Here is a 26,742-nt window from a genome sequence, read left to right on the forward strand (position 1 = left end):
GATGTTCCCACCCCATATCCTGCTAACTATTAAATGTAGCTAAAGATTCCATCCTGTTTTGAATAATGTTTTTGGCTCTTGATCGCTACATCATACATCAATTCAGCAACGCCAGAAACCGGATTTGGCATTCTCAGGCTATACACTAAGTTGGCAATCTTCACTCTTCCTTAGAATCATCATTTTTTTCTCCCCATTTTGCCGGTGATTCTGCTGCTTTTTTAGTCGCCTCCCGATTAACTCCGTAAATCGGTGTCGGTTTGATAGTTTCTAATTGCTGATATTCTGGCTGCGGCGGTTCTATTTTTGTTTTTACTTGGGGTTTGTGAGGCTGCATTCCTCCTCGGCGGCGTTGAGAAGTTCTTTCTTCGCTGGTGTCTTCGGTGACGACTTCGTAGAGAATTGCTAACTTATTTACATCGCTGCTTTTGCGGAGAACTCGACCCAATCGCTGAATGTATTCGCGTTCGCTGCCGGTACCTGACAATATGATAGCAATTCTGGCATCGGGAACGTCCACTCCTTCGTTGAGGACGTGGGAGGCGACGAGGGTTTTGTATTCGCCGCTGCGAAAGCGTTCGAGGATTTCGTGGCGTTCTTTGACAGGGGTTTGGTGGGTAATTGTGGGGATGAGAAATTCTTGGGAAATTCGGTAAACTGTGGCGTTGTCTCCGGTGAAAATTAGCGTGCGCTGGGGAGAGTGTTCTGCTAGTATTTTGGCTAAGATTCGCAGTTTTCCTTCGGTACAAAGGGCGATTTCTTTGGCTTGGCGGTGGGCTAGCATGGCGCGCCGTCCCAGGGGCGATCGCGCGCTTGCCATGATAAACTGTTTCCAACCTTCGAGGCTCGATATTCTGATGTTAGACTGTTTTAAGAAGTCGTTGCGAATGTTGATTAATTCGGCGTAGCGAGTTCCTTCTTCTTGTGACAGTTTTACCATAATTTGAACTATTTTATGTTCGGCTAAAGCATCCCCTGCCAAATCTTCGGGTCTTTTGCTAAATACTGTCGGGCCGATGAGGAAATGCAAATCGCTGTGGCGGCCATCTGTGCGATCGGGTGTGGCTGTCAGTCCGAGTCGAAAAGGCGCGATCGCATATTCGGAAATTACTCGATAAAAGTCCGTTGGCAAATGGTGGCATTCGTCAAAAACCAGCAAACCGTATTTATTGCCCAAGGTTTCTGCATGGATACTTGCACTGTCGTAGGTAGCCACTAAAATTGGCGTTTTGTCCCGCGAACCTCCGCCCAACAATCCGATTTCGATGTCGGGAAAAGCTGCTTTTAAATTAGCATACCACTGGTGCATTAAATCGAGAGTTGGTACTACAATTAATGTACTGCGACCAGTGACTTGCATGGCTAATTGTGCCAGATAAGTTTTGCCGGAAGCGGTGGGGAGGACAACTACTCCTTGGCTTCCTGCTTCCTGCCAAGCTACGAGGGCTTGTTCTTGATGTGGGTAAGGCTGCATTTCCACGCTGGGTACGAGTTCGAGTAGTTCGTATGCCCTAGCTTCGTCGGTGAAGTGAATGCACTCGGCTTGGAGGCATTCTACCAGCGGGCGGTAGTGAATGGCTCGAATGCGGTATTTTTCCACGCGATCGTCCCATGTTGCAAAGTCCACCCAGTCTCTGCCTTTGGGCGGCGGGTGTAGCAGTAGCGTTCCGCGATCGAATGTTAAGGTAGGTATCCGTGGCATTTGTTTAGATAGGGGGGCGAGTTATGCCTGTTAAATTATAAGTTACAGATCAAATATATTGACTCTTCTTGAAATTATCTGCGTTACTCTGCGTTAATCTGCCCTACATCTGCGGTCGATCTATCAATCAAAAAATTATGTAATTCAACTCTAAATTGAGGAAATTGCGCTCGCAGTGGATAAAAATTAAACAAATATTCTCCTAGCCGGATTGGCGGATTGCCAAATCTAAAATCTACAATGGTATTATCCCGCTGGGGATGGTTTTTAGGTTAGATTCGATCTACGTATGCCTGAGATTAGAGGTTATAGATGGAAATAGGCGTCCCCAAGGAAATCAAGGATTTGGAGTTTCGAGTCGGGCTAAGTCCCACAAGTGTCCGGGCTTGTTCGGACAAAGGTCACGCAGTTTTTGTGGAAACGAATGCTGGTGCTGGGGCCGGTTTCGCGGACGAGGACTACGTTGAAGCAGGGGCTAAGATTGTCTTAAAGGCTTCAGATGTCTGGAATCGCGAACTAATTGTTAAAGTTAAGGAACCGCTGCCTGCTGAGTATCCGCTGATGCAAAAAGAGCAGTTGCTGTTTACATATTTGCACTTGGCGGCAGATCGCACATTAACCGAGCATTTAATCAGCAGCGGAGTCCAGGCCATCGCCTACGAAACCGTCGAACTCCCGGACAGAAAATTGCCACTGCTGACGCCGATGAGCATTATTGCAGGGCGTTTGTCCGTGCAGTTCGGAGCTCGGTTTCTGGAACGACAGCAAGGTGGCCGGGGCGTACTTTTGGGTGGTGTACCGGGGGTAAGACCGGGTAAAGTTGTGATTTTGGGCGGCGGCATTGTCGGCACAGAAGCAGCCAGAATTGCTGTAGGAATGGGCGCGAGAGTGCAGATATTAGACGTAAATGTCGATCGCTTAGCCTACTTGGAAACTCTGTTCGGTTCCCGAGTAGAATACCTCTACAGCAGTCCTTTGCAAATTGAAGCAGTTGTTCCGGATGCTGATTTGTTAATCGGTGCGGTTTTGGTATTGGGCAAAAAAGCTCCGGTGCTAGTTTCTCGCGAATTTGTTGGGAAGATGCACCCCGGTTCTGTGATTGTTGACGTAGCGGTTGACCAAGGCGGCTGCGTGGAAACTTTGCGGGTAACTTCTCACACCAATCCTATTTATGTTGAGGAAGGAGTTGTGCATTACGGCGTGCCGAATATGCCGGGTGCTGTGCCTTGGACTGCGACTCAAGCTTTGAATAACAGCACTTTGCCTTATGTTTTGCAGTTGGCAAATAGCGGGATTAAAGCTTTGGAAATGAATCCGAGTTTGGCGAAGGGATTGAACGTGCAGAATCACCGATTGGTGCATCCGGCCGTGCGCGAGGTTTTCCCCGATTTGGCCGATTAGATTCCCATTTTTTCAGCAAATCCCGTAGGGTGCGTCAGATCAAAGCTTGTGGATTATTAATAACCGGACGCGATCTGACGCACCCTACTCAACTACACTGCATTTTGCGATGTTTAGCTAACAGTAAATCCTCGAAACTAAAGCATTTCTCAACCCCAACAGTAATTTGTGCAAAATATTACTCGCAGCCCACAAAAAAATAAATTCCCCAAAACACTTGACAGATTAGCGAACTTATGGCAGAGTAGTAAATCGTGACCGATGCGGAACTGGCGGAATTGGTAGACGCGCATGATTCAGGTTCATGTGGTGCAAGCCTTCCGGGTTCAAGTCCCGGGTTCCGCATTCCAAAGGCAGAAGGAAGTTTGGGGTTAACCCGATACAGGCAATAACCCCATTCGCTCTGCTGAATTAAACAATGCTGACAAGTATTCAAAACCCCCTAGTTAAAGAAATTCGCAAGCTGCACAGCTCGAAGGGACGCAGGGAACAACAATTATTTTTACTCGAAGGGACGCACTTGCTGGAGGAAGCTTGCGCTGCCAAATACACACTAGCAACGGTGTGCTGTACTCCCGAATGGCTGGATCAGCACGGGGAACTTTGGGAGCAAGTGGGTAATTTAGCCGATCGCACAGAATTAGTAAGTGCAAAAGTGTTAGAGTCGATCGCCACTACAGTCCAACCCGACGGCATTGTCGCCACCGCACCCCGCACTGCAACAGAGCTCGCAAAATTGTCAACTTTAGGAATAGCCCTAGAAACCATCCAAGATCCCGGCAACTTGGGGGCGATCGTCCGCACGGCTGCGGCTGCTAATGCCGACGGTTTGCTGCTGAGCGCAGACAGCGCCGATTTAGACCATCCCAAAGTGCTGCGCGCCTCGGCAGGAGCTTGGTTTAAGCTGCCAATGGCAGTCAGTCCAGATTTAACCGCCGAAGTCTCGGCCTATAAAAATCGAGGAATGCAAATTTTAGCAACCGTCGCCGGGGCCAGTTTAAGTTATTGGGAAGTAGATTTGCGAGTGCCGACTCTGATAGTTTTGGGCAACGAAGGCTCTGGTTTGTCGGAAGAATTGAGGAGTTTGGCCGATCGACAAATCCAAATCCCCCTGAGTCGTGGCGTAGAATCTTTAAATGTGTCGATCGCCGGAGCCCTCATCTTGTACGAAGCTCAACGGCAAAGAACTGATTAGACTTATTGCATAAATTTTTGATTGATAGAGAAACCGCAGATAAACGCAGATGCAACGCAGATTCATTTCCAGATAGGAGAGCGAATGCCTGCCATTCAAATCTCTTATTTAATTGTTAATTAATCCTTATCTGTAGGGCGGGTTCATCAATATCTGTAACTTCACATTTATACCCTTGGACAGACGGCTGGCCTGAAACCGGGTTTTTCAACCAAAATACCTCGTTACAGCCCGCAGATTCCGTAAAAAGCCCGGTTTCTTGGGTCGGAGTGCGATCATCAACTGAAGCTGCCGGGCCTTTAAATTGTATTTTTCACTTCGCTGTCCCCCCAGCGTTTCCTCCCCCTCTACCAATCTCCCCCTCTGAGATGTGGCGGATTTTGTTTATATTGATGCAAACTGTAAAGCCAGGAAAGCGGATACTCTCGTATCAAAAGTTCAGGCTGGCATGAAATAAATATGAAGAAGTGTAGGCAAGTGCTCTCACAAATGTTAAGATTCTTAACATAACGTAGTATTGTGCACGCCCCAACCAAAACCTAACCTGAGACGGTGCTGACTGGGAGTAGTAGCTAGCTACCATAAAATTAAGCCTCTTTAAATGGAAGGAAAGCGCAAGTCCCCGCCCGCTTTCCTTCCCAGCTAAAGCTAGGGGTTTGCGACTACCGCAAACCTTTAGAGGCACAGATCCTCAGCGGGAAAAGCTCATGAAAACTCTTAAGTCCTCAGATACAGATTCTGTTCGCGCTTACTTGCGGGAAATCGGCCGCGTTCCCTTGTTGACCCATGAGCAAGAAATACTCTATGGAAAACAGGTACAGCGCTCAACCGCACTGCATCAGGAGAAAAATATTTTAGCCGAAGAGTTAGGCCGCGACCCGACGGCGGCTGAATGGGCACAGGCAGTTGGGCTGTCTGAGGCACAGTTGCAGCGGACGATCGAACACGGGGAAAGGGCAAAGCGCCAAATGGTGGAAGCGAATCTCCGCCTGGTAGTGTCTGTTGCCAAGAAATATATCAAGCGCAACGTAGATTTACTGGATCTAATTCAGGAAGGCACGATCGGGATGCAGCGGGGAGTAGAAAAATTTGACCCGACTAAGGGCTACAGATTTTCTACTTATGCTTATTGGTGGATTCGTCAGGCAATTACTCGGGCGATCGCCGAAAAAGGCCGCACCATCCGCTTGCCGATCCACATCACCGAAAAGCTCAACAAAATTAAAAAGGCTCAGCGCCAACTTGCTCAACAGCTCGGTCGCGCGGCCACGGCTGCTGAATTGGCATCAGAGCTAGAATTGACTCCCAAACAGATTCGCGAATATCTCGATCGCGCGCGCCTGCCACTTTCCCTGGACTTGCGCGTGGGAGACAATCAAGATACAGAGTTGGGCGATTTGTTGGAAGATACGGGTACTACCCCGGAAGATTTTGCCCTGCAATCTTCCCTGCGGACTGACTTAGACCACCTGATGGCGGAACTAACTCAGCAACAGCGAGAAGTGCTCGCCTTGCGGTTCGGTTTAGAAGACGGGCAAACCTTAACTTTGGCCAAAATAGGCGATCGTCTCAACATCAGTCGGGAACGAGTGCGGCAAATAGAACGGGAAGCTTTGACCAAACTCCGCAAGCGCAAGCAAGATATCAACGATTATCTAGCCAGCTAGCTAGATTGGGGATTGGCGATCGGGTCTCCCCCCCCTGGCAATCCCCAATCTAAAATCGTAAAAACCGCCGCTTTTAATTCGGTTGTGCCCACTTGGTTGCTATGACTGTCCTGCTACATTAGTAATTACTTAGTAATAAAGATCAGCAGCGATCAGATAAGGGTTATTTAATTTAACTGCCCGCGTCTAACATAACAAGCTGTGTCTGAAACGGAGGTACTCGTGAGCAACTCATCTAATAAATCCCCAGAATTCTTTGAAGAAGACGGAGAAAATGCCAACTTATTATGGCAATACGTGCAGTCAATGGCTCCCGACACAGTTTCTCAGTTGTCTAAGCCGACTTCTCACGAAGTGTTTCAAGTAATGGAGCGAAATATTGTTGGACTTTTGGGGAATTTGCCTTCGGAACACTTCGGGGTGACAGTGACTACCAGTCGCGAACATTTGGGTAGATTGCTCGCCTCAGCTATGATTAGCGGTTATTTTCTCAAAAATGCCGAACAGCGAATGACTTTTGAAAAGTCCCTACAAGCCAGTGAGAGACACGGCTCGGACGATTAGTAGATTGTTAACATTTAAGTGATCCAAGTGTCAAGCCCCCCCTCGCAAGATGGGGGCTTAATATTTTAGATTTTAGATTTTAGATTTTAGATTTTAGATTTTAGATTTTAGATTTTAGATTTTAGATTTTAGATTTTAGATTTTAGATTTTAGATTAAATAATTGAATAATTATTGATATTATTCTTAAATTCCCAATACCCAATTCCCAATACCCAATTCCCAATTAATATGTCTCTTCCTCCTTTGGCCCACAAAGTTATCGGCGTTGCTGCAATCTGGAACGATCGCCAACAAATTTTGATTGACAAGCGCCGACAACATGGACTGCACGGGGGTTTCTGGGAGTTTCCGGGCGGAAAAATAGAGCCTGGGGAAACAATCGAAGCTTGCATAAAACGGGAAATTATGGAGGAGTTGGGGATTGTCATAGAAGTGGGCGATCGCTTGATTACAATTGACCACGACTACACTAAATTTACAGTTAGATTATACGTGCACCACTGCCGCCACGTCAGCGGTGAACCGCAAACGATCGAATGCGATGAAATTCGCTGGGTGACACTCGACGAAATTGACCAATTTACTTTTCCCAAGGCAAACGCACAGATTATTGCTGCACTGCGGAAAAGTTGAGCTGTAATAGAAAATTCGGTTGCTACTTTTCAAGTGACAAATGACAGCTAACTTTTATTTTTGGACGGGCAGGGTAAAGTGAAAACAACTGCCTCTATCGGGTATAGAATCTACCCAAATTTGACCGTAGTGGGCGCGGATGATGCCTTGACACAGAGACAGTCCAATGCCGTAACCGTCTGTTGATTTATCTCGCTGCAAGCGAAAGCTGTCTTCAAAAATGCTCGCGCAATCTTCTTCAGGAATTCCCGGCCCGCTGTTGCAAATGCTGACTTGAACTTTGTAAGCGGTGCGGTGGAGAATGGAAAGATTAACAGTTCCTCGGTCTGGGGTGTATTTGCTGGCGTTGTCAAGCAGGTTGACTATGACTTGTTTGATGCGATCGGGATCGGCATAAACCAAGGGTAAATCTGCAGGAATGTCTGTTTCTAAGTTCAGACTTTTCGCCTGAAATTTGTCTTGAAATTGCCCTATTACATCTTGACAAATCGGCCGCAGTTCGATTCTTTTTGGTTCAATGTGGAGTTGGGCATTTGTACCCCGGGCTGCTTGCAGGATATCTGTAATCATACGATCGACAATTCGGATTTGGCGGCGGGCTTGCTTCATCAAATGAGCCGCCAGACTCGGTGTCAAACGCGACTTTTCCCCCTCTTTCACCTTCTGACTTGACTCCAAAGTCTCCAAAGCCAAAGATGCTGCCGTTAAGGGATTACGCAAGTCGTGAGCTAGCATCGCAATAATCCGGTCTTTCAACTGCAACTGCTCTTGCAGGTGTTCTTTTTCCTGTTTGAGGCGAAAAACTTCATCAGAAAGCTGCACAAGTTCGGCGGCGCAAGCAACGGAATAGAGTGGTTTTGGGTTAGTCAGGCTTTCAGCAAGTGCTGGGGCTGACTGCTGCTGAGCTGCGTATTCCTCTACAGAACGCTTCCAGCGGGGCCACCAGTGTTCGAGTTGGGCGATTAAATTGCTGCCGGCGAGAGTTTGTCGCGGATCGGGATGAATTTTGAGCAGCGAGGGAGTGGCTACAAGTTTAAAGTGTTCGGCTAAATCGGGCTGTTCTCCTACGTCGATGATTTGAAGCTCAAAGTCGCAGTCTGCTTTCAAATCCTTTAGGGACTTGCGGATGTGTCTGGTCTGTTCTCGGGAAGAGGAACGCTTGTCTACAAACAGCAAAAGCTGTAAAAGCGGTGCGGAATTGACCGGCTGTTCGGGAGAACAGTCAGTGCCGCTGGTGCCTGGTGTTGGATGGACGCTGTTGAGCTTTTCGATCGGGTGAAAATAATTGAGCATTGCCGAGCCGAGTTATTTCACTTCTACTTTAATTTAATACTTACTTTAGATTTATGCTATTGTCCGATAATTTCATTACAGGCGGGCAGATGATATTTTTGAGATGGAAGAAAAATGAGTCGCTGCGGGTGGTGGTTCAAGTGGCGGCCGCCTTTTTTGTGCTGTGCCTGTTGCTGACGCTGCACCGCTACTACAGCTTTTACGCTACTTACGACCAAGGCATTTTCAATCAACTTTTTTGGAACGGCACTCGGGGTCACTTGTTTGAGAGTTCCCTCTCTTCGGCGTTGTCCACTAATGTGGTTCACCAAAATCAGCTCCCGGAAGTATCTTACTACCGGTTGGGGCAGCATTTCACCCCGGCGCTGATGTTGTGGCTGCCAATTTACTCGCTGTTTCCCTCGCCCGTCACTTTGACTGTGTTGCAGGTGACTTTAATTACGGCGGCTGGAGGAGTGCTCTATGCTCTCGCCAGACACTATCTGGAACCAAAGCTGTCGGCGACTATTGTTGTGAGCTATTACTGCGCTAACGCTGTCATCGGCCCGACTTTGGGTAATTTTCACGATATTTGTCAAATGCCGCTGTATGTCTTTAGCTTGCTGCTGGCTATGGAGAAGCGCTGGTGGCCCTTGTTTGGGATTCTGGCAACTTTAATTTTGGCCGTGCGAGAAGATGGGGGAGTTGTTTTATTTGGCGTCGGAGTTTACCTGATTTTGAGTCGGCGCTACCCTCGGACTGGTTTAGCGGTCTGCATACTCAGTTTTGGTTATATGATCCTCCTGACTAATCTGATTATGCCTTTGTTTTCTGCTGACATATCCCAGCGGTTTATGATGGAGCGCTTTGGGCAATATGCCGATGGAGATGAAGCTTCTACTCTAGAAATTATTTGGGGAATGGTGAGCAATCCCTGGCGGTTGGTGGCTCAGTTATTTACGCCGTTTTTTGGTAAGATTAGATACCTGCTTGGCCAGTGGTTGCCATTAGCTTTGGTTCCTGCTTTCGCGCCTGCATCTTGGATGATAGCTGGATTTCCGCTGCTGAAGCTATTTTTAGCGAAAGGAGAGTCGGTGCTGGCAATTAATATTCGCTATGCGATGACTGTGGTTCCAGGGCTTTTTTATGGGGCAATTCTGTGGTGGGCCCAGCGTCAAAAGGAAGAAGATAGAATGGTGAGAGAGGAAAGAATGTTTTTGCGTTTTCCTTCTGCTTTATTTCCTCTGCCTTCGTCTTCAAAGTTTCGCCGCTTTTGGGCGTTTTGCATCTGTTTGTCGCTATTTTTTACCTTCACTTCTAACCCAAATCGGACTTTTTCTTGGATTTTGCCCGATGCGATCGATCCTTGGGTGCAGGTTCCTCTCGTCAGACAATGGCAGCACGTTTTGCAAGTGCGGCCGCTATTGGCTCAAATTCCTGCTGATGCTAGCGTGGCAGCGACGAATACTATTGTGCCGATTTTGTCAAGCAGGCGGGAAATTCTTAGGTTTCCGATGTTTGAACTCCGCAATGATGCGGGGAAGGCAGTGAAGATGCAATATGTAATTGCCGATATCTGGCAGTTGCAGCAGTATCAGGTTGCGTTTCGCGGGGAACGGGGACAGTTGCGGGAGATCGTACCGGCGATCGATCGAATGTCCAAATCAGGAGATTACGGCATTGTTGGCTTTGAAGACGGCGCGATTTTGATGCGTCAGGGTGCTGTTTCTAATTCTGCATCTGCTGCTGCTTGGACCCGTTTTCGCGGCGAATTGGAGCCGATTTTGAAGAAACGGTAAGCGGGTAGGCGCGATCGCCATTGCTGCCCTCAGTGGCTCAAGTCTTGAGGAAACCTGTTTTTTTCAGGTAATGGCGATCGAGCAGTTTCATGCAAAAACTAGGTTTAGGCATGATTTTCTGTCTTTGTTGCTGCCAAAAGTCAGGCATTGGGCATCAACTTACGATCAACTCAAATTTGAGGCTGATCATTTTACAATAAATCAGTTAATCCTAAACATTAAGTTATATAAATTATTTGGAGGAAGAAAGATGAAAATTTTGGTATTGGCATGGGAGTTTCCTCCCAGAATCGTAGGCGGTATCGCCCGCCACGTATCGGAACTGTATCCTGAATTGGTAAAGCTGGGTCACGAAATACACTTAATTACAGTAGAGTTCGGCCACGCGCCGATGTACGAAGTGGTGGAAGGAATACGTGTGCATCGGGTGTTGGTGGGGCACGCCAGGGATTTTTTTCACTGGGTGGCGAATCTCAACCAAAGCATGGGTCACCAAGGCGGGAAACTGATGCTTGAGGAAGGCCCCTTTGATATCATCCACGCTCACGATTGGTTAGTGGGAGATGCGGCGATCGCCCTGAAGCATACCTTTAAAGTACCGCTAATTGCCACCATCCACGCCACCGAATACGGGCGCTTCAACGGCATCCACAATGAAGGGCAGCGCTATATAAACGCCAAGGAAAACGACCTCGCTTACAACGCTTGGCGGGTAATTGTTTGCAGTGATTATATGCGGCGAGAAGCCGAACGGGTACTATCGACTCCGTGGAACAAAATAGAGGTAATTTACAACGGAATTAGACCAGATAAAAAGCCCCGGTGGCACGAATTTGACGCGATGGATTTCCGCCGCAGGTTTGCTGCTGATGATGAGAAAATTGTCTATTATGTAGGAAGAATTAGCTATGAAAAAGGTATTGGTGTATTTCTAAATGCGGCACCTAAAGTAATTTGGGAAATGGGGGGTAAAGCAAAAATTGTAATTGTTGGCGGTGGCAATACCGACCAGCTTAAACATTTAGCTTGGCATTTAGGAATTTGGAATAAGTGTTATTTTACTGGGTTCATGTTTGAGGAACATCTTGATAAATTTCAGACGGTGGCTGACTGCGCGGTTTTTCCCAGTCTTTACGAACCTTTTGGGATTGTAGCGTTAGAAAGCTTTGCTGCAAGAGTGCCTGTGGTGGTTTCGGATGCGGGCGGACTTCCAGAGGTGGTGTTGCACACTAAAACTGGCGTTGTTACTGAGGCAAACAATCGGGATTCTTTGGCCTGGGGAATTTTGGAAGTTCTCAAAAATCCGGGTTACGCGCAGTGGTTGGTTGACAATGCTTATCAGGATTTGGAACGCCGGTTTAGTTGGCCGAAGTTGGCGATAGAAACCGAGTGGGTTTATGAACGGGTGGTGCAGGAAAGGGCTGAGGTTGATTGGTAAGAATGCTGACTGTTGACTGTTGACTGTTGACTGGGGATCATCCCGGTTTTGCAAAAGCCTCAAATGGCTAAGAGGTCGTTGAGGTAGGCACAACGAAGTTTTAGCATTTGATTGACATTTTTTTTCATTGAGAAAAAACCAATTCTCAACTTTCTATCTATTTGTTTGACCGTCGATTCCACCGATCCCGAACCGATGGAACAAATCTTGTCTTGTGAGAATTGCTCATAGTTAACAATTCGATAGCGATGCTTTTCTAGATACTTGCAAAAGTTTTATGCAATCCGACAATAGTTTCAAGAGTTGGCTCGGCGACTTAGCACTAGCATTGTTACTCTATTCAATAACTTAGAAATAGCAAAAAATCGGGGTGGAATTGGGACCGGTGGACTAGGTATTGCTTCATCAATTAACTCAGATATTGGAGGTCTGGAGGTTTTATGGGTGGTTTAGGTTTTGGTGGAAGCGATCGCTAATTCAATGAGTAACGGGTAAGCGCAAAAAAACCATAGTAAGTAGTAAATACTATGGTTTTGTCGCGGTGCGTGACAGCCCATAGTCCCACCGCGACGAGTTAAAGTTTTCCCGTTGTCACGCACCCTACGACTCCAGGGATTGTAGTGCGATCGATGTTTGAGAAAAATCAACGGGCGATCGCGGATTATCTAGAGGGCCGAGGGGCTAAAGTTAAAACAAGAAGTAGTTCTCAAGTCAGCAGCGCGGCGGGTTTTTATTCGGGGTATGAAGTGGGCGACAAAATTAGTTTGCACAAGCAAGTGCAGCCGCAAGGGGATATGAAGCAACTTAATGAATGTCTTTGAGTTCTGGATAGTAATTGATGGATAATCAAAACAGGGATAAAATCAAAGCAAATTACAAGTTATGTCAGTTGGCGTACTGAAAAGTTGAGTATCATGCACCTTGATCCTGACTATTCTTAAGAGTTTTGAAAACTTCCCACAAGATAAATGTAACCATTACGCTGATGAAAAGTGCAGCCAATCCCCAAATTATCACTGATAGAATAACAGAAAATATTCCGATTAAGGCTAAGGCAAATAATAATCCAATAAATATTGGTATAACCAACCAATGTTTAAATGCCAGTCGAATTAAAGATTTAAATAACTTGGAATATCTTTGTTGTTCTAAATACAGAAAAACCAATTTAATCAGTATTGCTATCTCTCGTTCATATTCCCCAAGTTCCTTGGCAATTGGTAAGGTCTGCTCGTATAACTCAATAGCTTGTGGTTTGTATCCTAGTTTTAAATTGGTAGATCCTAAACGAGCCAATGCTACCATTTCCATGTCACGAGTCCCTGTTGTTTGTGCCAATAATATAATCTGCTCGTAACAACTTTTTGCTTTTATGTAATCTTCTTGGTCAGAGTAAATACCTCCCACACTAACCAGAGCCAAGATTTCGGCTTCACTGTTATTGATTTCACTTAGAAGAATTAATATTAGCTGATAATACTCTATAGCTTTAGGATAGCTTTTTAGTTCCTTATAAGCTTCTGCAATACCCAATAATACAGCTATTTCTCCCTGGTTGCCCATCTGTCGCACAATTGGTAAAGCCTGCTGATAGCACTCAATTGCTTTGACATAATCTTTTGAAGCTACATAAGTTGTTCCCAGACCAAACAAGACCAAAAACTCTCCTTCAATGTCGCTTTTTATTTGTCGCGCAATGCTCAAACTTTCCTGGTAAAAATTAATGGCTCGATCGTAATCCTGTTGTAGGTAATAAATCCATCCCAAATCTGCTAGTGCCTGTCTCTGACCCAATGGATCTTGTATTTCTTTGGCTAGTGATAAATGCTGATTGTGACACTCAACCGCATTCGTATAATCTTTGAGACGGCGGTAACCTGCACCCACATTCATAAAAGACTTTTCCACACCTTTACTGTATTGAATGTCTTGCATTATATTCCTGCTTTCCAGTAGGCATTGCATAGCTGTAGCATATTCTTTACGAGAGCGGTAAACCACTCCTAAACCTCCTAATGCTGCTCCTTCAAGTTGGCGATCCGAAATTTCGTGTGCAATGAGTAAACCTTGGTTTAAATACTCTATTGCTTGAGTAGAGTTACCCTGGGTATGGTAAAAACCGCCCAAATTTGTTAGTGCCACGCCTTCCATACGACGGTCTGGAATTTGCCGTGCAATAGCTAAACTAGCCTGATAGCAATTCATTGTTTTGGAAAACTTTCTTTGAGATAAATAAGTATTTCCGAGACTTACCAAAACTATCCCTTCTAGATAGCGGTCTTGAGTTTCCAGTGCAATACTCAAGGCTTGCTGATTGTATTCAATCGCTATTTCATAGTTTCCTAAAGCTTGATACGCATTGCCCAGACCATTTAAAAAACTATAATTTTTTATACCGTTTAACTTATGTAAAATCCGGCTATAAACTTCAATTTGTTGTAAATAGTATCCCCAATTACCCAATTGATTGTGTAAATTTTGATGGGTTTGTGTATCTAAAGAAGTAAAAAGAATTTCACTAGCTCTTTCCCAGTCTTCGACTTCACAAAGATGGTAAAACGCTTCCAAATATCCCCGGACTTTCTCAAGATTGGAAGCATCTGACTTCGGTTTATAATCAGTTAGCCACTGTACAACTGCTCTGTACTGAAGCCGCTGCTCGCGAGTGGGAAATTGGGCCGGAAGATTATGAGGATTGATACCTAACTTTTCCACAATCAACTCACCAGATGGGAGCAGGTTATTTTGCATAGTAAGTTTCTCCGATTTTTTCATTTTTATGGAAGGATTAATCTGTGAGCGATCGCCACACTGCGAATCAAATTATGTTGTCCCACCAGCCTATTATCTTCATCGTCAATTCCTCCATCTTCAACTAAATAGCGCTCGCGCAGAGTTTGCATTGCTGCCTTTTGCTGTCCCTCACTGTAACCCTCGTCTTCTAAATTAATCAGCCACCACTTTTCTTTGACTTCGCAGCGATATATTGAGGCAGTGCAAAGCAAAACATAGGCATCATAAACATCATTTTTTAACCGTTCCAATATATTGTCAATCCGTTCCTTAACTTTTCTTCGCAAGACTTTCGTGTATGATGCTAACTGCCACCTATCCTCATCGCCTTTAACTATTCCTTGGTTACGAGCTTCGTCTATAGCCTCTTTTACCTCTTCAATATAACGACTGTTATCTTTCCAGTAAGCTCTAACTTTCCCACCATAAGAACCCTTAATTTCTCCGGCAATTGTCCGCAAGGCTAAAGGATGCCCGTCATAAACTTCCCCAATTACTCCCAGGGGACTATCTGGTGATTGTATATCGCCATCTAGTTCAGCTTTTTGGAATAACGCTATTTGCTCAGTTCTTTCTAATCCTCTTAAGAGCTGGCAATGCCAGAGATTTTTGTAGCGATCGCACTCTGCTGTCTCAAATTTAGTTGGCAAATCTTGAGATGTGAGGATGAACCGACTTTTACAAGATGGTTCATACAACAAACTTACAAAGAACTTCCCCCACTCCTCATCCGCAAAATCACCCCATCCATCATCTGGATTTCCCGTAAGTAAGTATTCAATAGAATCCATTAAGATTAGATGCTGATGATTACATAAGCGTTCGACTAAGCGTTGTCGCAGATGCTGTGGCTGACGCTGATCTTGTGGAACATCTACTTTCCACTTCTCCAGCCATTTAAGCGCAACACTGGCAAAATCTGGAACTTGCTCCCTGCTTTCAAAATTCTCCTTGTCTTCCCTCCAGTTTCCCCGCAACTCCTCAACTAACCTCTCAGCAAGGGCAGTTTTGCCAATCCCTGTGATGCCCACCAGGATCAAGACGCGACAAGACTTGCACACCTTAGTGCTCAAGGCTTCAATCAGTTTCTCCCTTTCTTCCCCTACCCAGTTATCGTCATAGACCGAAAAATCTATGTATGAAGCTGTTGGCTGAATTGGACTGTCATCCACCATTTGTTGCCAGTCTTCTAAACCTACAGCCCTACAAATATCGACAAAGTGTTCTTGCACAATTGGTTTGCCCGCCCAAAACTTTTTCAAGGCGTCTTCTCCAACCTTAGCAGTCAGATACCAAGCAGCAGCCCTTTTTGTCCAGCCCTTCTTCTTTCTAGCCTGATCAACTTTCTCTCGCCCTTGTATGGATAATCTCAGAGAGCTTGCCATTATACCACCTACTTGGCTCTTTATGCGGCTTACTTTTGGGGGTACTGGCCCCGTGTGAAAAAAGTACAGCCATAGAACTTTTATACCTCAAGGATTCTAGAGATGTACACAACTCCAAATCAGGATTAAGACTATGCAAGCACAAAATTTCGTTCAACTGGAACTACCAGGCGTTTTACCTAAAAAAAACGACACCATTAAACAAATGGAAGAAGCAATTCAAAGTATGCTAGGTCTGACATGGAAAACAGTGCTGCTTCACATATCACCGCGCAGCACTAAAGAACTGATGCGACAACACGGAAAACTGATTGCTCTCAATGATGGCGAAGCCCGAATTAAAGTTTCCTCAACACCAGTTTTGCTAATGGCAATTCAAAAACTTCCCGATGTTGAATCAGCCTTCAGAAAAGCTTTTGGCACTACAGTCAAAATCCGTCTCGAAGTGTAAGTGATATCGTTTCCGGTGACAGCGTATTATTCAATGCTTTTCCCGCGTGCGGTGCGTGACAGTCAATAGTCCCACCGCCGCGAGTTAAAGTTTTCCCGTGGTCACGCACCCTACGACTGATATCTTGCACAGAGTACGATCGCCCTCAATCAATCAATCAATTCCGCTTCTTCAAAAATCTGTCTAGTCGTCAACTCCAAACCAGGCAGCAACTCATCCACAATCGGTGTATTATCCGTATAAACTTGACTAGAACCATCGGTCAAAAAACTTTTAATTAAAATAGCCTCTGGATCAATCACCCAAACTCGCGGAACTCCCGCCGCCAAATAATCTTTCGCCTTCTCTTCAAATTCCTTCATACTTTGATCGGGCGATATAATCTCAATCACCAGTTCAGGAATTGCGGGACAAGCTTCATTTCGCCGCCAACTTTTCGGCAGACGTTCATAAGAAATGTACGTTAAATCGGGAACAGGTGCCCAATCTTTATCCTGACGTTTTAACAAAATTGCCCATTCTGGAAGCACTCGCCCGCGTCCTTTACACCATACACGAATCAGGCGACACAAAGTAAACTGTAAAGTCGAATGAAAATATTTTGGAGACACTTTGGGGACTGCTTCACCATCTACAAACTCACAATATACATCTCCGTCGGGCAAAGCTAGAAATTCTGCTAAAGTGAGTTTGGTTCCGATGCCTACCATGACTCCCAGCCCTCTCGCTAATTAATTCAAATATCAATTATACAAAATTTCCCAACTTTCCTAGAAGTACGATCGCCCCTGGGCCTCTATTCCAAAAACAGAATAACAAAATCCCCGACTTCTTTAAGAAGTCGGGGATTTAACAGCGATCGCATTTTAGGTTAGGCGTTTCGCCTGTTTCTATGCCAAAACAGGCACGGGCTGCGGCCAACGACCCATGACTTTACCAATCACCGCCAATTCTTCCATCAACTTGTCGAACTGATCCGGTGTTAAAGATTGCGGCCCGTCAGACAAAGCTTTTTTCGGATTCGGGTGCACTTCAATCATCAGCGAATCAGTACCAGAGGCGATCGAAGCAAAGGCCATTGACGGTACAAACTGCGCCCAACCGGTGCCGTGACTGGGGTCAACCATAATCGGTAAGTGAGTCAGAGTCCGCAATACTGGTACTGCCGACAAATCTAGCGTATTGCGCGTATATTGCCTGTCATACCCGCGAATTCCGCGCTCGCACAAAATCACGTTCGGATTGCCAGAAGCCATGATATACTCAGCAGCCATCAACCATTCTTCAATGGTTGCGGAAATGCCGCGCTTCAGCAAAACAGGTTTGTCTTGAGCTCCGACTTTCTTCAACAGTGAGAAATTCTGCATATTTCTCGCCCCGACTTGGATTACATCGGCTACTTCTGCGATCGCACTTAAGTCCGCCGCATCCATAACTTCGGTGATAATTCCCAAACCGCTAGCTTCCCGCGCCGCCGCTAGCAATCCCAAAGCACTCTCGCCGTGGCCTTGGAAAGCGTAGGGGGAAGTTCTCGGTTTGTACGCGCCACCACGGAGAAAATGAGCTCCAGCAGCTTTGACGCGCATTGCCGTTTCGACAATCATTTCTTCGTTTTCGACCGAGCAAGGGCCTGCTACGATCGCGATCGGGTGATGCAAGCCGATCATCACAGTTCCTAAAGGAGTAGCAACTTCTACTGTGCTGGGTTCTCCTTGGCGGTACTCCAGAGAAGCGCGTTTGTAGGGTTTTTCCACGCGCAGCACTTCTTCAATCCAGGTGCTCATTTCGCGCAGTTGCAGAGGTTCGAGCTCGGCGGTGTCGCCTACCAAACCCATCACAACTTTGTAACGGCCGACGATTTTTTCTGGTATCAAACCCCAGTTAGTGCGGAGCTCTTCGTCTAGTCGATCGATCTCGGCTTCTGGAGTGCCGGCTTTCATTACAATAATCATATTTTTTTTGCCTTTTTAGTTGGGCTAGAAACGGATGATGACTCTGATGCACTGAGAAAAATAGATGCAATGGCGATCGAGAATCTATTTATATCAGTATTTTTAGCATTGTTGTGGGGCGGGTTCTTGTTCCCTCCCCAAAAACAAATTCTAGATGGTTAACATTTTAGTTGTTAGCTAATGACTAATGACTAATAACTAATAACTAATGACTAACTTTTTGGCTTGGCGGCGCGCCACGCTTCTCGCATCCGTCCAAAATTGGTATTAAATTCTTCCCACCCCAGACTGCTTCCTGAAATTTCTTCATCCCAGGAAGCCGAGAGGACTCCGTAGCTTAATCCCAGAACGCCTAGACCAAAACAGCCCATGCTTACCAGCAATACTGCTGTGTTGGGCAGATCAAACAAGCCCTTGCTGACTACGAAATAGCTTACAAAAAATGTGCAAATTCCCAGCAGGGTCGGTATGCCGCAGAATACCGCTATGCGAGATATCATGCGTTGGCTGACTACTTCTGGGATGGATTGCGACTGTTTTCCGGTTTTGTTAGCTTTCGGCTGCTTATCGGCAGAATCCGACTCTAAGGCTAAGCTTGCTTGGGGTTCTGGGGGCTTTTTAGGCGTTTTTTTACGATTTGTTGCCGGTTCAAAGGGCAAGCGCTTGCGGGGTGGTTCGGAGGACATATTTTATCTCTAACCTGAAATCTCGAACATTTTTCAATAAGTCTTGGTGTTTGCCCAAGATTAAAGAATATTGTCGCAAATTTTGGCTTTGGTGTTTAGCCGCGAATGCCTAGACGGGCAATCAATGCTTTGTAGCGATCGACATTTTCCCTTTGGATGTATGCCAGCAGGCGCTTGCGGCGGCTGATCATCATCATCAAACCGCGCCGGGAGGCGAAGTCTTTTTGGTTGATTTTCAGGTGGGCGCTGAGTTTTGTGATGCGATCTGTCAGCATCGCGACTTGGACATCTGCTGAGCCTGTATCGGTTTCATGGGTTTGGAAGTCGCCCATGATTTCTTGTTTGCGCTGTTGTGTAAGAGCCATGAATTGATTTTAGGTTTTTTTGTACGATTGTCACAATCTGCAATTGTACCACAGGGAATGGACAAGGTTGCAGCGTGCGGGATGAAATTTTTGCTGCAAAAGTTCGCAGACCGAGTTTCAATCCCCTTGCGGGAAAAAGTGAAGTGCGACAATTCTTAAAGCTGATTAATTGCCCTAAAGATATTACAGAGAGTTTTAATCCCCTTGCGGGGAAAAGTGAAGTGCGACATTGAAACCAGCGAGCGCCAACAGTACCAAATTCTTTAGCGCCAGCAACGGCGCGCACTCTCTCTGTCTGGCCCCCGCAAACAACCCCGAGAGTTGCGATGACCCCTCTAATAATGTCGCAAGCTATTTCTATAATGGTTGGTGGATAAAGGCCCAGTGCCCTGCATAAATGCTTTTTATGGCACCCACCAAACGTAATAAAATTCTGGCCGCTGTGGTGGGTGACCGCTTGCGCGCTCGACACAGCAAATGCACAATCAGAAAAACCCCGGAACAAAATGGCAAAGCCACCCGGTCTAAAGACCTTCCCCAAGTTACTGTCTCAAAAAGAGGTAGACCTCATTGTGGCAAATGACGAGTACACCAAGAACCCAGGCGATGTACTCTTTCGCTACTACGGAGACTTCGGACACAACACCCCCGAGCCAACCACACCCCCAAACGCCGACGCGCCCATCCGTCGCGGAGCCCCCGGCAAAGAGACCCCGCCACCAAGCCCCTGGATGCTCGCTTGGGGGAAGACCCTACAAGACCGTGGGTTCTTCGATGAGATGCCCAATCAATACCGCGTCACGGATTGGTTCGGCAGCCTCTCGGCCCAGTTCAAATGGCACATCGACAACCACCGACACGGAGAGAGAATCCTCGCCATCAGCCTCTCCAACAACCGGGTCATTGGCTTTCGCAAAGATGCCAATAGCCCCGTGTTTGAACTCGAACAACATGCAGGAGACGCCTATTTAATCGCTGGTTCAATCCGCTGGAGTTGGCAACACTGCGTGCTGCCAAGAGGCAAAGACAAGAGCGGAGGGAGAAGTTTTGTGGTGAGCTTTAAGCGCCCCGCGCAATAATCAGCCACGCCCCCTTCCTTCACTTCAATTAAAGAGTTTCAATCCCCTTGCGGGGAAAAGTGAATCGCGACTTGCGATCGACTCAAAGTCTCGTATACATCAACAGAAGCTTGTTTCAAGTAGGGAAACGGCATTGCCCTGTCCAGAGTTGCTATCGGCTCAAATAGGCGATCGCCTCACGTATCCAATCATCCGCATCACCTTTGGCGGACAAAGTGCTGTCTTGACTGAGGGTTTGCAGCGCTTGCAAGACTTCAGCCGCAGTGTATCCCATCGCCAGCAGGATCATCTCGACTTCTTCTTGAATAGCTGGGGGGACTCCGGCGGCGACTGAAGTTGTCAAACCTGCTTGCTGTCGCCATTCCGAGAGTTTGCTTTTGAGTTCCAGGGCGAGACGTTCTGCGGTTTTTGTTCCCACGCCCGGAGTTTTGGCGAGGATGCGGGTGTTACCGCCGACGATCGCCTGGACTAAATCTTGCAATCCTAAAGTATCGAGAAGTGCGATCGCCAGTTGAGCACCGACACCGCTGACACTCGTCAACTGCCGAAACAAATCGCGTTCGGCCGCGCTGCCAAAACCGTACAATACGATTTGGTCTTCTTTAACTTGCTGGTGGGTAAAAATTTGGGCGACTTCCCCGGATGCTGGCAATTGACCGGTCACGCGGGGCAAAATTTGGATTTCATAGCCAATTTGATTGACTTCCAGAGTCAATATGACGCGGTTGCTGCCTTTGGCGATATCGGCGACTGTGCCTTTGAGATAGCTAATCATAGAGTTAATAATACACCGCTATTGGCTTTCATCAAACTCGGCGATGATGCTGCGGATTTCGTTGAGGCTGATATCTGTTCGATCGGATTTTGAGTAAATGGTTAACAAAAGTACGATCGACGGCGATTCGACTTGATAAATCATACGATATCCTGCACTTTTTCCTTTTTGGATGTTGCTGTTTTTCACCGGGACTTTTAAGATGATATAATCTTCGCCCATTCCGGGAATGCGATCGCCAATAAAATTGCCAGCCTGTATTTGTTCAATTACGGGCTGGACATCATTGCGGATACTGCGATATCTTTTCGCGATGGCATACAAATTTGCTTCAAAGTCCTCCGCAAATCTGATCGTGATTGCTTCGGCTTCATTCGGCATCGATTCTCTCCCACAATTCAGAGATTGGTCGGGTTTGTCCGGCTTTGGCTTGCTGCAACGCTCTTCTGAGACTGGCTTTTACTTCTTCAACTGGAGTATCGTCGGGGTCGTCTTCACCTTCATCTGTAGGTTCCTGAAAGAGGACGATGATTCGCACGGGGCCCGGAGTGTCTAGTGTTAAAGGTCGATCGAGAATTAATTGACCTTTTTCGTCGATCGTTCCTGTGACTTCAAAGGCTTTCATTTGTTTGTCCTGGATTTTTTTAAATTAATACTATTATATAACCCTGTCGGAGCAATTTTCTTATTCTCAAGTCAAAATAAGATGCTCTTTAACCAAAGACAAATCCGTCTTACCAAAATTCACAACCAAAGCCACATTGAAATTTTCCAACGATTTTACAAACCACATAATTTCATTAGAAGCTTTACCTTCATAGTGATTAAACAAAATAGAAAATCGCTTTTCCAACTCTGGTTTGACTTTGCCCGAAAGCAGTACAAGTTTCAGCAGTAAACCCATTGTCCTGCTGGCGCCGAGGTTGTACACTAAATCGTAAAAAACGTAGTGGCTGGGATGTTGGGAATTTTCCACTACTAAGAAGTTGAACAACTGGTGGCAAGTACGAACTAACAATGGATTATTGAATTTCACCGAGTCATTTTCTCGCAATGTATTTTTGATTTGTTTGTACAAACGGTCATTAAATTGACGCCCGCCGTATTCTGGTTCGATCGACGATATTAAATATTCATATAAATCAACTTTAAATGAGGCGTAAGATGGAGTTTTTCTGGAATCTCTCAGGAAAAATTGAGCTGCTTCTTTGTAACTGCGATCGCCTGCTACTTTTCCGGCAAATTCCCTGACCGCTAAGTGCAGTTCTGCATCGTTCAAAAGTGTGGGATTAGCGGCTCGCTGCACAATTCCTATTTCTGTATTTCTCGGCTCAACCAAATAATTTAAATATTGAGACAAATGTGTTTCAAATTGTCGCTGTCTTTGAAATGCCAGTTTTTGAATGGTTTGTTGGTCTTCCTCAATGCTGCCCTTACTCAGCAGAGAATACCCGTACAAATAAGGATACCGACAAATCAATTCGCCCAAAGGAGAATCTGTATCTTGTTGCTGCGGTTCCGACTCTCTATCTAAGGCTTTTACTAAGCGCTCTAGGGTCTGAAATTCTTCACTTTTAGTAAAGAAAGCTATTTGTTCTTGTAAGCGCTTGACTATGTAAAATTCCGTCCCGAATCGGGGAGAAGCCTGCTTAAATAAAGCTACCAACTTGGCGATCGCGAACTGGTTGTGTGATTGCAATTGCCAGCGGTTGATCGGGATATAACAGCAGCGGTGGAGGATATATTTAAAGTGCTGATCCAATCGCTTGACGGAGACTATACTGTACAAAGTTGCTTCAATCTCTCGATCGGGATAGCCCATGCCGTCGATAAATAGCTTTCGGAACCGCTCGATCACCTGTGCGGGGGATTCTGTTTCCACGCAGGAGACGATGTGATCGTACAATATCTGTTCGTTGCTGCCAGTTGGAACACTATCTGAGGGCGGGGTGAGGATGCGGCTGTCTGCATCTGTGTCTACGCTGCTGTCTGCAACTTGTGCGACAACCACTGTCGGTTTTTCCTCAAAAGTTCGATCGGGATTCAAGAACCAATAGTGTTCTTGGCTTAATTGTTTGTTGGCAGCCCAATCCAAAGCTGACTGTAAACTTTCCCCTGTCAATAACAGCGATTCATCTTCGCGGTTTGAAGCCAGCCATGCTGCTAGTGCCGAGTGGTAGGGAGCCAATTTTCCCAGCTCTTTTTCCACCCAGAATCGATTAAAAACTGACTGATAAATTAGGTTGGAAACTATTAATTTACCGTGAGACTTAATAACCAGTCCTGACAGTTGCAATTCGATTTTTTCGGGAGAGTAATCTGCTGGTACTCCCTGGGATTCCCCCGGTTTCGTTGCATTGATCGGTTGCAAAGCTTGCTGGTACAGCGTTAACAGCCGCGTCAGGTCGCAGTGGCTATGGAAAATGCGATCGCGTATGGGTATCAAATGTTGGGGTTCGTCTTCTTCTTCCCAATTTTTAATAATTCTGTGTTTGACGAGTTTTTCAACCTGCTGAGCTTCGGAATTTCGGCCAATGAAAGGCCCGTATTCAAGTACCAAGTGGCAAAGTTTTTGAGTTAGAAACGGTTGGCCTCCCGTCCAAGCTAATATTTCTTGGAGCACTTTTTGGGGGCGAAAAGCTTTCAGGGCTAATCCTTTTGCTAGTGGCAAACTTTCATGCAGTTGGAATCGGCTTAAATGAATCTGTCGTCCAATATTAAAAGGATTGCATCTGGGATCTCGGATCAATTCTGAGGGGGCTGCTACTCCCATAACAGCAAAAGTCAGGCGATCGTATTCCGGTTGATCTGCCCGTTTGGAGTAACAAGCCCGGATCAAAGCAAAAAAATCGCTGGTTCTGAAATTTAGGCTGCTGATGCTGTCAATGTCATCTATGAAAATAACCAGATTTTGCTGAAGTGACTTGAGCAAAACTTTTTCGATAAATATCTCCAATCGCTGCACCGGCGATAGCAGTTCGCGATCGTTCCACCACTTGATGGCATCAAACCTGTTTGTAATGTGTAAGCTGCTTGCCATGCGGTACATGATTGCTGCGTACCACTTTTGGGGGGAGATATCTGGGCTGCTGATGCTTCTCAAGTTGATGGCGGCAAAAACTGTACCTTCGGCTTGCAACCTTTTGGCCGTTTGCACTAGCAGGCTGGACTTGCCCATTTGTGGCGAACTCAACACGTAGCAGAAGTCTCCGGCTTTGAGTCCTTCGTAGAGCTCGCTGTCTGCCGATCGCCTGACATAGGTGGGCGCAGCGGCAGGCAAATATCCTCCGACTTGATATTGGTACGTTGAGTTGACTTCTGCTGTCATCTGGGAATTCATCAAGATTTTACACCCCTATGCTGTGCGATCGAAAGGTTACAAATTGCAATTATGGCCCGCTTATAGCATTTTAGATTTTAGATTTTAGATTTTAGATTGGGGAAGGACTTATTCAATAAGGGTTTGGAGTTTGCCTGTCGCATTTGCATGGTTTTTTTTGAATCGGCCTTACTTTGGTGGAAAATTTTTCTTCCTCTTTCTCTATTGTCTACTAGCTCAGCTTTCTTCTCGTCAATCTTTACCGTATCTTTGCAAGCGTTCACCCCAAATCTTACGATCGGCCCAATCGTACCCCGCCACTTGATTATTTACACTCGTTCACATAATTAGATGAATTTTCACTCGATCGGATTCAAAAGGCTAAAACGCCCTTTTTTTCACATTTTTTTACAATAATACTTTAAAATTCACCCGGTGGTATGATGTGGGCAGGGAAACTCCTAACCACAGCGCCGTCAACCTTCTGCCTTCAGATCCGCCTGCCGGATGCCCCAGAAAAAGGCTGAGCAATGGCTGCCAATAAAAAACCCCAGCGTTTGGCTGAGGACTGCTTGAGTGGGAGATATCGTTAATCTGCGTTTTTTTAGTTGACTTAGATTGCATGGAATTCCATGCTGCTGACTTTCCCCGGGCTTTTGCGTTTGGGGATTCCTCAGAACAAACTTTTCAGGATGCATCCACAAAAAGTTTAATTCTTAAAGGCTTTGTCAGTACCAGGCTAACCACTCACTCAACTATAAAAGTTAAGTCGGTGGCTAATTGTAGAAGATGCGCCCTGATGGCTTAACTACCCGATGGATTAGCACCCTGATGGCATAACTCCCTGATGGATCGACGCCCTGATGGCTTTCGCTCCACTACCCAAAAAATTCGGGTTGGTGGATGATCGTGGACATTAGTAACACGTCACTTCCGGCGTTTCCGATCGCAAGCGGGTGTGCCTGTCTGAATTGATTATGGCAGGCAGATTTATCAGAAGACAAGTGGGCTATTGCATCAACCCATTTCTGACAGATCGGGTTAGCCAAAAAGTGTCAATCTACGCAAATCAGGGTCATCGAACATGAAAAACAGCATCTTAGTATTAGGGGTAATTGCCTCGGCTGGCTTCGGCTTTTTCCAGGCAGGCAGCGCCAGCGCTTTAGCGATCGCCCCACAACATTCATCAGCCAGCAGTTTGACGGCTTGGGAGAGTCGTCCCGACTTTAACTACACTGGAACGAATGAGGATGGGGAGCAAGAAGAGGTAAAAACGCGTAAAGGCAGGAAATAATTGGCGCTATTGTGTGGTTCGCTCTGATGCGGTTGTGGTTGTTGTTGTGGTGCTTGTTGTCCCAACCGCCTCTGATCGAGGTAGTTAAAACTCGATCCCAAGATCAGTCTACCTAATCCCAGGGGTGGGGATCAGTTTCAGAGAACGGTGGATGGGAAAATAAATAGGTAAGGCGAGTCTGTCGGTGGAGTTTCCCCGCCTATCAACTTCCTTACCTTCTGATGTTCGGGATTTGGATCTGGCACAATCGTATTTCATCTCGTAAAAACCCAATGGAAAATACTCTCGAAACTACCCGCAGACAGCGCGTATTGACAAGAACCCAGGAACGGCGTCAGGCAACACCCAAAGAAAAACAGTTAATTCATCTGCTAGCCAATATGGCTTGCAGTTTGATTAAATACGACTACAAACACGCAGCGGGCAAGGGTACTCTCCCGCCTTCGGAAAGCAAGCGTTTAGCGGAATGGCACTACCTGCGAGTTCAGCAAATTCGCCGGATCGAACGCTCATTGGAGCCCGTAGCGACCCTTAAGCGCGTGTACTACAAGAGCATCCTCAGTCCGAGAGATCTGAAGTCTTTGAAACTTCTGTGGCTGGAGGAGGACAAAAACCGTGTCAAACGGGTCGATCCTGAGTTGGACGACATCCTTAGCGAAGCTTTGGATCGCGGAGATACTTTAAAACAGCTATTTCACTCGATCGAAGTCAAAGAACGCACCTTTTCTGAAACTCCTCGCCCCGGCGCCGTGCCGCTTTGGGTCAAAGAGTGGGAAGACTCGGAATATGACATAAACTTTTTTCCGCCTTCGTTCTCTGCATGGGTTTCCATCGTGGACGACTAGGTTCAAGAAAAACTCTTTGACATGGCATCGATCGTAAAATTCAGATGGTAGACTTATTTGCTATTGCTGCCATTGGCGAAGAGGGTGGGGGCGTGAGGCTAAACTAGGCGGCGTTGCGCGCAGGC

The 26,742-nt window shown here is 46.2% G+C and carries 24 protein-coding genes, 1 tRNA gene and 1 pseudogene; 13 read left to right on the forward strand and 13 right to left on the reverse strand.

All coding sequences use genetic code 11. The features are described 5' to 3' along the window. Positions 1-160: 160 nt before the first annotated feature. The gene (locus NDI35_RS16350) at positions 161-1,702 is read right to left on the reverse strand and encodes a DEAD/DEAH box helicase family protein (RefSeq protein ID WP_445313662.1); all 1,542 of its coding nucleotides are present in this window, start codon (positions 1,700-1,702) and stop codon (positions 161-163) included. A 312-nt stretch (positions 1,703-2,014) separates the two neighbouring features. Between NDI35_RS16350 and ald the strand changes: the two genes are divergently transcribed. The 6 genes from ald to mutT all read left to right on the forward strand — a co-directional run bounded on the left by ald (position 2,015) and on the right by mutT (position 7,164). After that, positions 2,015-3,103 carry an alanine dehydrogenase gene (ald, locus tag NDI35_RS16355; RefSeq protein ID WP_445313663.1) on the forward strand — a complete coding sequence of 363 codons (1,089 nt, stop codon included), beginning with the start codon at positions 2,015-2,017 and terminating at the stop codon, positions 3,101-3,103. A gap of 263 nt (positions 3,104-3,366) precedes the next feature. Continuing rightward, positions 3,367-3,448: transfer RNA gene (locus tag NDI35_RS16360), tRNA-Leu, on the forward strand. Between the two features lie 73 nt (positions 3,449-3,521). Beyond that, the gene (locus NDI35_RS16365) at positions 3,522-4,298 is read left to right on the forward strand and encodes a TrmH family RNA methyltransferase (protein WP_445313664.1); all 777 of its coding nucleotides are present in this window, start codon (positions 3,522-3,524) and stop codon (positions 4,296-4,298) included. 707 nt (positions 4,299-5,005) lie between these two features. After that, entirely contained in the window at positions 5,006-5,965 is a 960-nt protein-coding gene (locus NDI35_RS16370) for an RNA polymerase sigma factor, RpoD/SigA family (protein WP_190661889.1), read from the forward strand. Positions 5,966-6,187: 222 nt separating this feature from the next. Then, complete coding sequence (locus NDI35_RS16375; RefSeq protein WP_333163818.1) at positions 6,188-6,529, forward strand: DUF760 domain-containing protein; 342 nt, start codon at positions 6,188-6,190, stop codon at positions 6,527-6,529. 230 nt (positions 6,530-6,759) lie between these two features. Then, positions 6,760-7,164 (forward strand): 8-oxo-dGTP diphosphatase MutT, encoded by a 405-nt coding sequence (mutT, locus tag NDI35_RS16380; RefSeq protein ID WP_445313665.1) that lies wholly within the window; start codon positions 6,760-6,762, stop codon positions 7,162-7,164. 54 nt (positions 7,165-7,218) lie between these two features. Here the strand turns inward: mutT and NDI35_RS16385 are convergent, their stop codons facing one another. Beyond that, positions 7,219-8,457, reverse strand: coding sequence for a histidine kinase (locus tag NDI35_RS16385; RefSeq protein ID WP_445313666.1), 1,239 nt, complete (start codon positions 8,455-8,457; stop codon positions 7,219-7,221). Between the two features lie 53 nt (positions 8,458-8,510). Between NDI35_RS16385 and NDI35_RS16390 the strand changes: the two genes are divergently transcribed. Both NDI35_RS16390 and NDI35_RS16395 read left to right on the forward strand, forming a co-directional pair. Next, positions 8,511-10,235: a DUF2079 domain-containing protein gene (locus tag NDI35_RS16390; protein WP_445313667.1), complete on the forward strand. Its 1,725-nt coding sequence runs from the start codon at positions 8,511-8,513 to the stop codon at positions 10,233-10,235. A gap of 250 nt (positions 10,236-10,485) precedes the next feature. Next, a complete protein-coding gene (locus NDI35_RS16395) occupies positions 10,486-11,673 on the forward strand; it encodes a glycosyltransferase family 4 protein (RefSeq protein ID WP_445313668.1) in 1,188 nt (395 codons plus the stop codon). 59 nt (positions 11,674-11,732) lie between these two features. On the opposite strand, the pseudogene NDI35_RS16400 reads toward NDI35_RS16395, so the two are convergent. Beyond that, positions 11,733-11,948, reverse strand: a pseudogene (locus tag NDI35_RS16400) (ISKra4 family transposase); the annotation flags it as partial. 354 nt (positions 11,949-12,302) lie between these two features. On the opposite strand from NDI35_RS16400, the gene NDI35_RS16405 reads away from it, so the two are divergent. Next, positions 12,303-12,494, forward strand: coding sequence for a hypothetical protein (locus tag NDI35_RS16405; protein ID WP_445313669.1), 192 nt, complete (start codon positions 12,303-12,305; stop codon positions 12,492-12,494). Between the two features lie 91 nt (positions 12,495-12,585). On the opposite strand, the gene NDI35_RS16410 is transcribed toward NDI35_RS16405, so the two are convergent. Next, entirely contained in the window at positions 12,586-14,424 is a 1,839-nt protein-coding gene (locus tag NDI35_RS16410) for a tetratricopeptide repeat protein (protein WP_445313670.1), read from the reverse strand. A 26-nt stretch (positions 14,425-14,450) separates the two neighbouring features. Then, complete coding sequence (locus NDI35_RS16415; protein WP_445313671.1) at positions 14,451-15,851, reverse strand: P-loop NTPase family protein; 1,401 nt, start codon at positions 15,849-15,851, stop codon at positions 14,451-14,453. A gap of 133 nt (positions 15,852-15,984) precedes the next feature. Between NDI35_RS16415 and NDI35_RS16420 the strand changes: the two genes are divergently transcribed. Next, on the forward strand, positions 15,985-16,302 hold the full coding sequence (locus NDI35_RS16420) for a hypothetical protein (RefSeq protein ID WP_445313672.1): 318 nt from the start codon (positions 15,985-15,987) through the stop codon (positions 16,300-16,302). Between the two features lie 149 nt (positions 16,303-16,451). Here the strand turns inward: NDI35_RS16420 and NDI35_RS16425 are convergent, their stop codons facing one another. From NDI35_RS16425 to rpsO, 4 genes are all read right to left on the reverse strand, one after another. Further along, the gene (locus NDI35_RS16425; protein ID WP_445313673.1) at positions 16,452-17,012 is read right to left on the reverse strand and encodes a Uma2 family endonuclease; all 561 of its coding nucleotides are present in this window, start codon (positions 17,010-17,012) and stop codon (positions 16,452-16,454) included. A gap of 180 nt (positions 17,013-17,192) precedes the next feature. Next, on the reverse strand, positions 17,193-18,254 hold the full coding sequence (aroF, locus tag NDI35_RS16430; RefSeq protein ID WP_445313674.1) for a 3-deoxy-7-phosphoheptulonate synthase: 1,062 nt from the start codon (positions 18,252-18,254) through the stop codon (positions 17,193-17,195). A gap of 212 nt (positions 18,255-18,466) precedes the next feature. Then, on the reverse strand, positions 18,467-18,940 hold the full coding sequence (locus NDI35_RS16435; protein ID WP_445313675.1) for a PAM68 family protein: 474 nt from the start codon (positions 18,938-18,940) through the stop codon (positions 18,467-18,469). 95 nt (positions 18,941-19,035) lie between these two features. After that, the gene (rpsO, locus tag NDI35_RS16440) at positions 19,036-19,305 is read right to left on the reverse strand and encodes a 30S ribosomal protein S15 (RefSeq protein WP_190661928.1); all 270 of its coding nucleotides are present in this window, start codon (positions 19,303-19,305) and stop codon (positions 19,036-19,038) included. Positions 19,306-19,811: 506 nt separating this feature from the next. Here rpsO and NDI35_RS16445 point away from each other — a divergent pair. After that, positions 19,812-20,384, forward strand: coding sequence for a hypothetical protein (locus tag NDI35_RS16445; RefSeq protein WP_445313676.1), 573 nt, complete (start codon positions 19,812-19,814; stop codon positions 20,382-20,384). 151 nt (positions 20,385-20,535) lie between these two features. Here the strand turns inward: NDI35_RS16445 and ruvA are convergent, their stop codons facing one another. The 4 genes from ruvA to NDI35_RS16465 form a co-directional block, all read right to left on the reverse strand. Then, entirely contained in the window at positions 20,536-21,159 is a 624-nt protein-coding gene (ruvA, locus tag NDI35_RS16450) for a Holliday junction branch migration protein RuvA (RefSeq protein WP_190742029.1), read from the reverse strand. 18 nt (positions 21,160-21,177) lie between these two features. After that, a complete protein-coding gene (locus tag NDI35_RS16455; RefSeq protein WP_445313677.1) occupies positions 21,178-21,540 on the reverse strand; it encodes a type II toxin-antitoxin system RelE/ParE family toxin in 363 nt (120 codons plus the stop codon). Beyond that, positions 21,530-21,784, reverse strand: coding sequence for a type II toxin-antitoxin system RelN family antitoxin (locus NDI35_RS16460; RefSeq protein ID WP_445313678.1), 255 nt, complete (start codon positions 21,782-21,784; stop codon positions 21,530-21,532). Before NDI35_RS16460 ends, NDI35_RS16455 begins: the two co-directional genes overlap by 11 nt. A 66-nt stretch (positions 21,785-21,850) precedes the next feature. Continuing rightward, a complete protein-coding gene (locus NDI35_RS16465) occupies positions 21,851-24,499 on the reverse strand; it encodes a Sll1247 family protein (RefSeq protein ID WP_445313679.1) in 2,649 nt (882 codons plus the stop codon). Between the two features lie 1,063 nt (positions 24,500-25,562). Here NDI35_RS16465 and NDI35_RS16470 point away from each other — a divergent pair. Both NDI35_RS16470 and NDI35_RS16475 read left to right on the forward strand, forming a co-directional pair. Then, positions 25,563-25,772 carry a hypothetical protein gene (locus NDI35_RS16470; RefSeq protein WP_445313680.1) on the forward strand — a complete coding sequence of 70 codons (210 nt, stop codon included), beginning with the start codon at positions 25,563-25,565 and terminating at the stop codon, positions 25,770-25,772. A gap of 272 nt (positions 25,773-26,044) precedes the next feature. After that, a complete protein-coding gene (locus NDI35_RS16475; RefSeq protein WP_333175374.1) occupies positions 26,045-26,617 on the forward strand; it encodes a hypothetical protein in 573 nt (190 codons plus the stop codon). Positions 26,618-26,742 lie beyond the last annotated feature (125 nt).

The sequence above is a fragment of the Microcoleus vaginatus FACHB-2002 genome, from assembly GCF_040004035.1.
In the GTDB taxonomy this organism is placed as follows: Bacteria; Cyanobacteriota; Cyanobacteriia; order Cyanobacteriales; family Microcoleaceae; genus Microcoleus; species Microcoleus vaginatus_C.

Bases quoted from the DNA above. Each gene is read 5' to 3' on its own strand.
- NDI35_RS16350 (WP_445313662.1), bottom strand. From the start codon at position 1,702: ATGCCACGGATACCTACCTTAACATTCGATCGCGGAACGCTACTGCTA.
- ald (WP_445313663.1), top strand. From the start codon at position 2,015: ATGGAAATAGGCGTCCCCAAGGAAATCAAGGATTTGGAGTTTCGAGTC.
- NDI35_RS16365 (WP_445313664.1), top strand. From the start codon at position 3,522: ATGCTGACAAGTATTCAAAACCCCCTAGTTAAAGAAATTCGCAAGCTG.
- NDI35_RS16370 (WP_190661889.1), top strand. From the start codon at position 5,006: ATGAAAACTCTTAAGTCCTCAGATACAGATTCTGTTCGCGCTTACTTG.
- mutT (WP_445313665.1), top strand. From the start codon at position 6,760: ATGTCTCTTCCTCCTTTGGCCCACAAAGTTATCGGCGTTGCTGCAATC.
- NDI35_RS16385 (WP_445313666.1), bottom strand. From the start codon at position 8,457: ATGCTCAATTATTTTCACCCGATCGAAAAGCTCAACAGCGTCCATCCA.
- NDI35_RS16390 (WP_445313667.1), top strand. From the start codon at position 8,511: ATGCTATTGTCCGATAATTTCATTACAGGCGGGCAGATGATATTTTTG.
- NDI35_RS16395 (WP_445313668.1), top strand. From the start codon at position 10,486: ATGAAAATTTTGGTATTGGCATGGGAGTTTCCTCCCAGAATCGTAGGC.
- NDI35_RS16405 (WP_445313669.1), top strand. From the start codon at position 12,303: ATGTTTGAGAAAAATCAACGGGCGATCGCGGATTATCTAGAGGGCCGA.
- NDI35_RS16410 (WP_445313670.1), bottom strand. From the start codon at position 14,424: ATGCAAAATAACCTGCTCCCATCTGGTGAGTTGATTGTGGAAAAGTTA.
- NDI35_RS16415 (WP_445313671.1), bottom strand. From the start codon at position 15,851: ATGGCAAGCTCTCTGAGATTATCCATACAAGGGCGAGAGAAAGTTGAT.
- NDI35_RS16420 (WP_445313672.1), top strand. From the start codon at position 15,985: ATGCAAGCACAAAATTTCGTTCAACTGGAACTACCAGGCGTTTTACCT.
- NDI35_RS16425 (WP_445313673.1), bottom strand. From the start codon at position 17,012: ATGGTAGGCATCGGAACCAAACTCACTTTAGCAGAATTTCTAGCTTTG.
- aroF (WP_445313674.1), bottom strand. From the start codon at position 18,254: ATGATTATTGTAATGAAAGCCGGCACTCCAGAAGCCGAGATCGATCGA.
- NDI35_RS16435 (WP_445313675.1), bottom strand. From the start codon at position 18,940: ATGTCCTCCGAACCACCCCGCAAGCGCTTGCCCTTTGAACCGGCAACA.
- rpsO (WP_190661928.1), bottom strand. From the start codon at position 19,305: ATGGCTCTTACACAACAGCGCAAACAAGAAATCATGGGCGACTTCCAA.
- NDI35_RS16445 (WP_445313676.1), top strand. From the start codon at position 19,812: ATGGCAAAGCCACCCGGTCTAAAGACCTTCCCCAAGTTACTGTCTCAA.
- ruvA (WP_190742029.1), bottom strand. From the start codon at position 21,159: ATGATTAGCTATCTCAAAGGCACAGTCGCCGATATCGCCAAAGGCAGC.
- NDI35_RS16455 (WP_445313677.1), bottom strand. From the start codon at position 21,540: ATGCCGAATGAAGCCGAAGCAATCACGATCAGATTTGCGGAGGACTTT.
- NDI35_RS16460 (WP_445313678.1), bottom strand. From the start codon at position 21,784: ATGAAAGCCTTTGAAGTCACAGGAACGATCGACGAAAAAGGTCAATTA.
- NDI35_RS16465 (WP_445313679.1), bottom strand. From the start codon at position 24,499: ATGAATTCCCAGATGACAGCAGAAGTCAACTCAACGTACCAATATCAA.
- NDI35_RS16470 (WP_445313680.1), top strand. From the start codon at position 25,563: ATGAAAAACAGCATCTTAGTATTAGGGGTAATTGCCTCGGCTGGCTTC.
- NDI35_RS16475 (WP_333175374.1), top strand. From the start codon at position 26,045: ATGGAAAATACTCTCGAAACTACCCGCAGACAGCGCGTATTGACAAGA.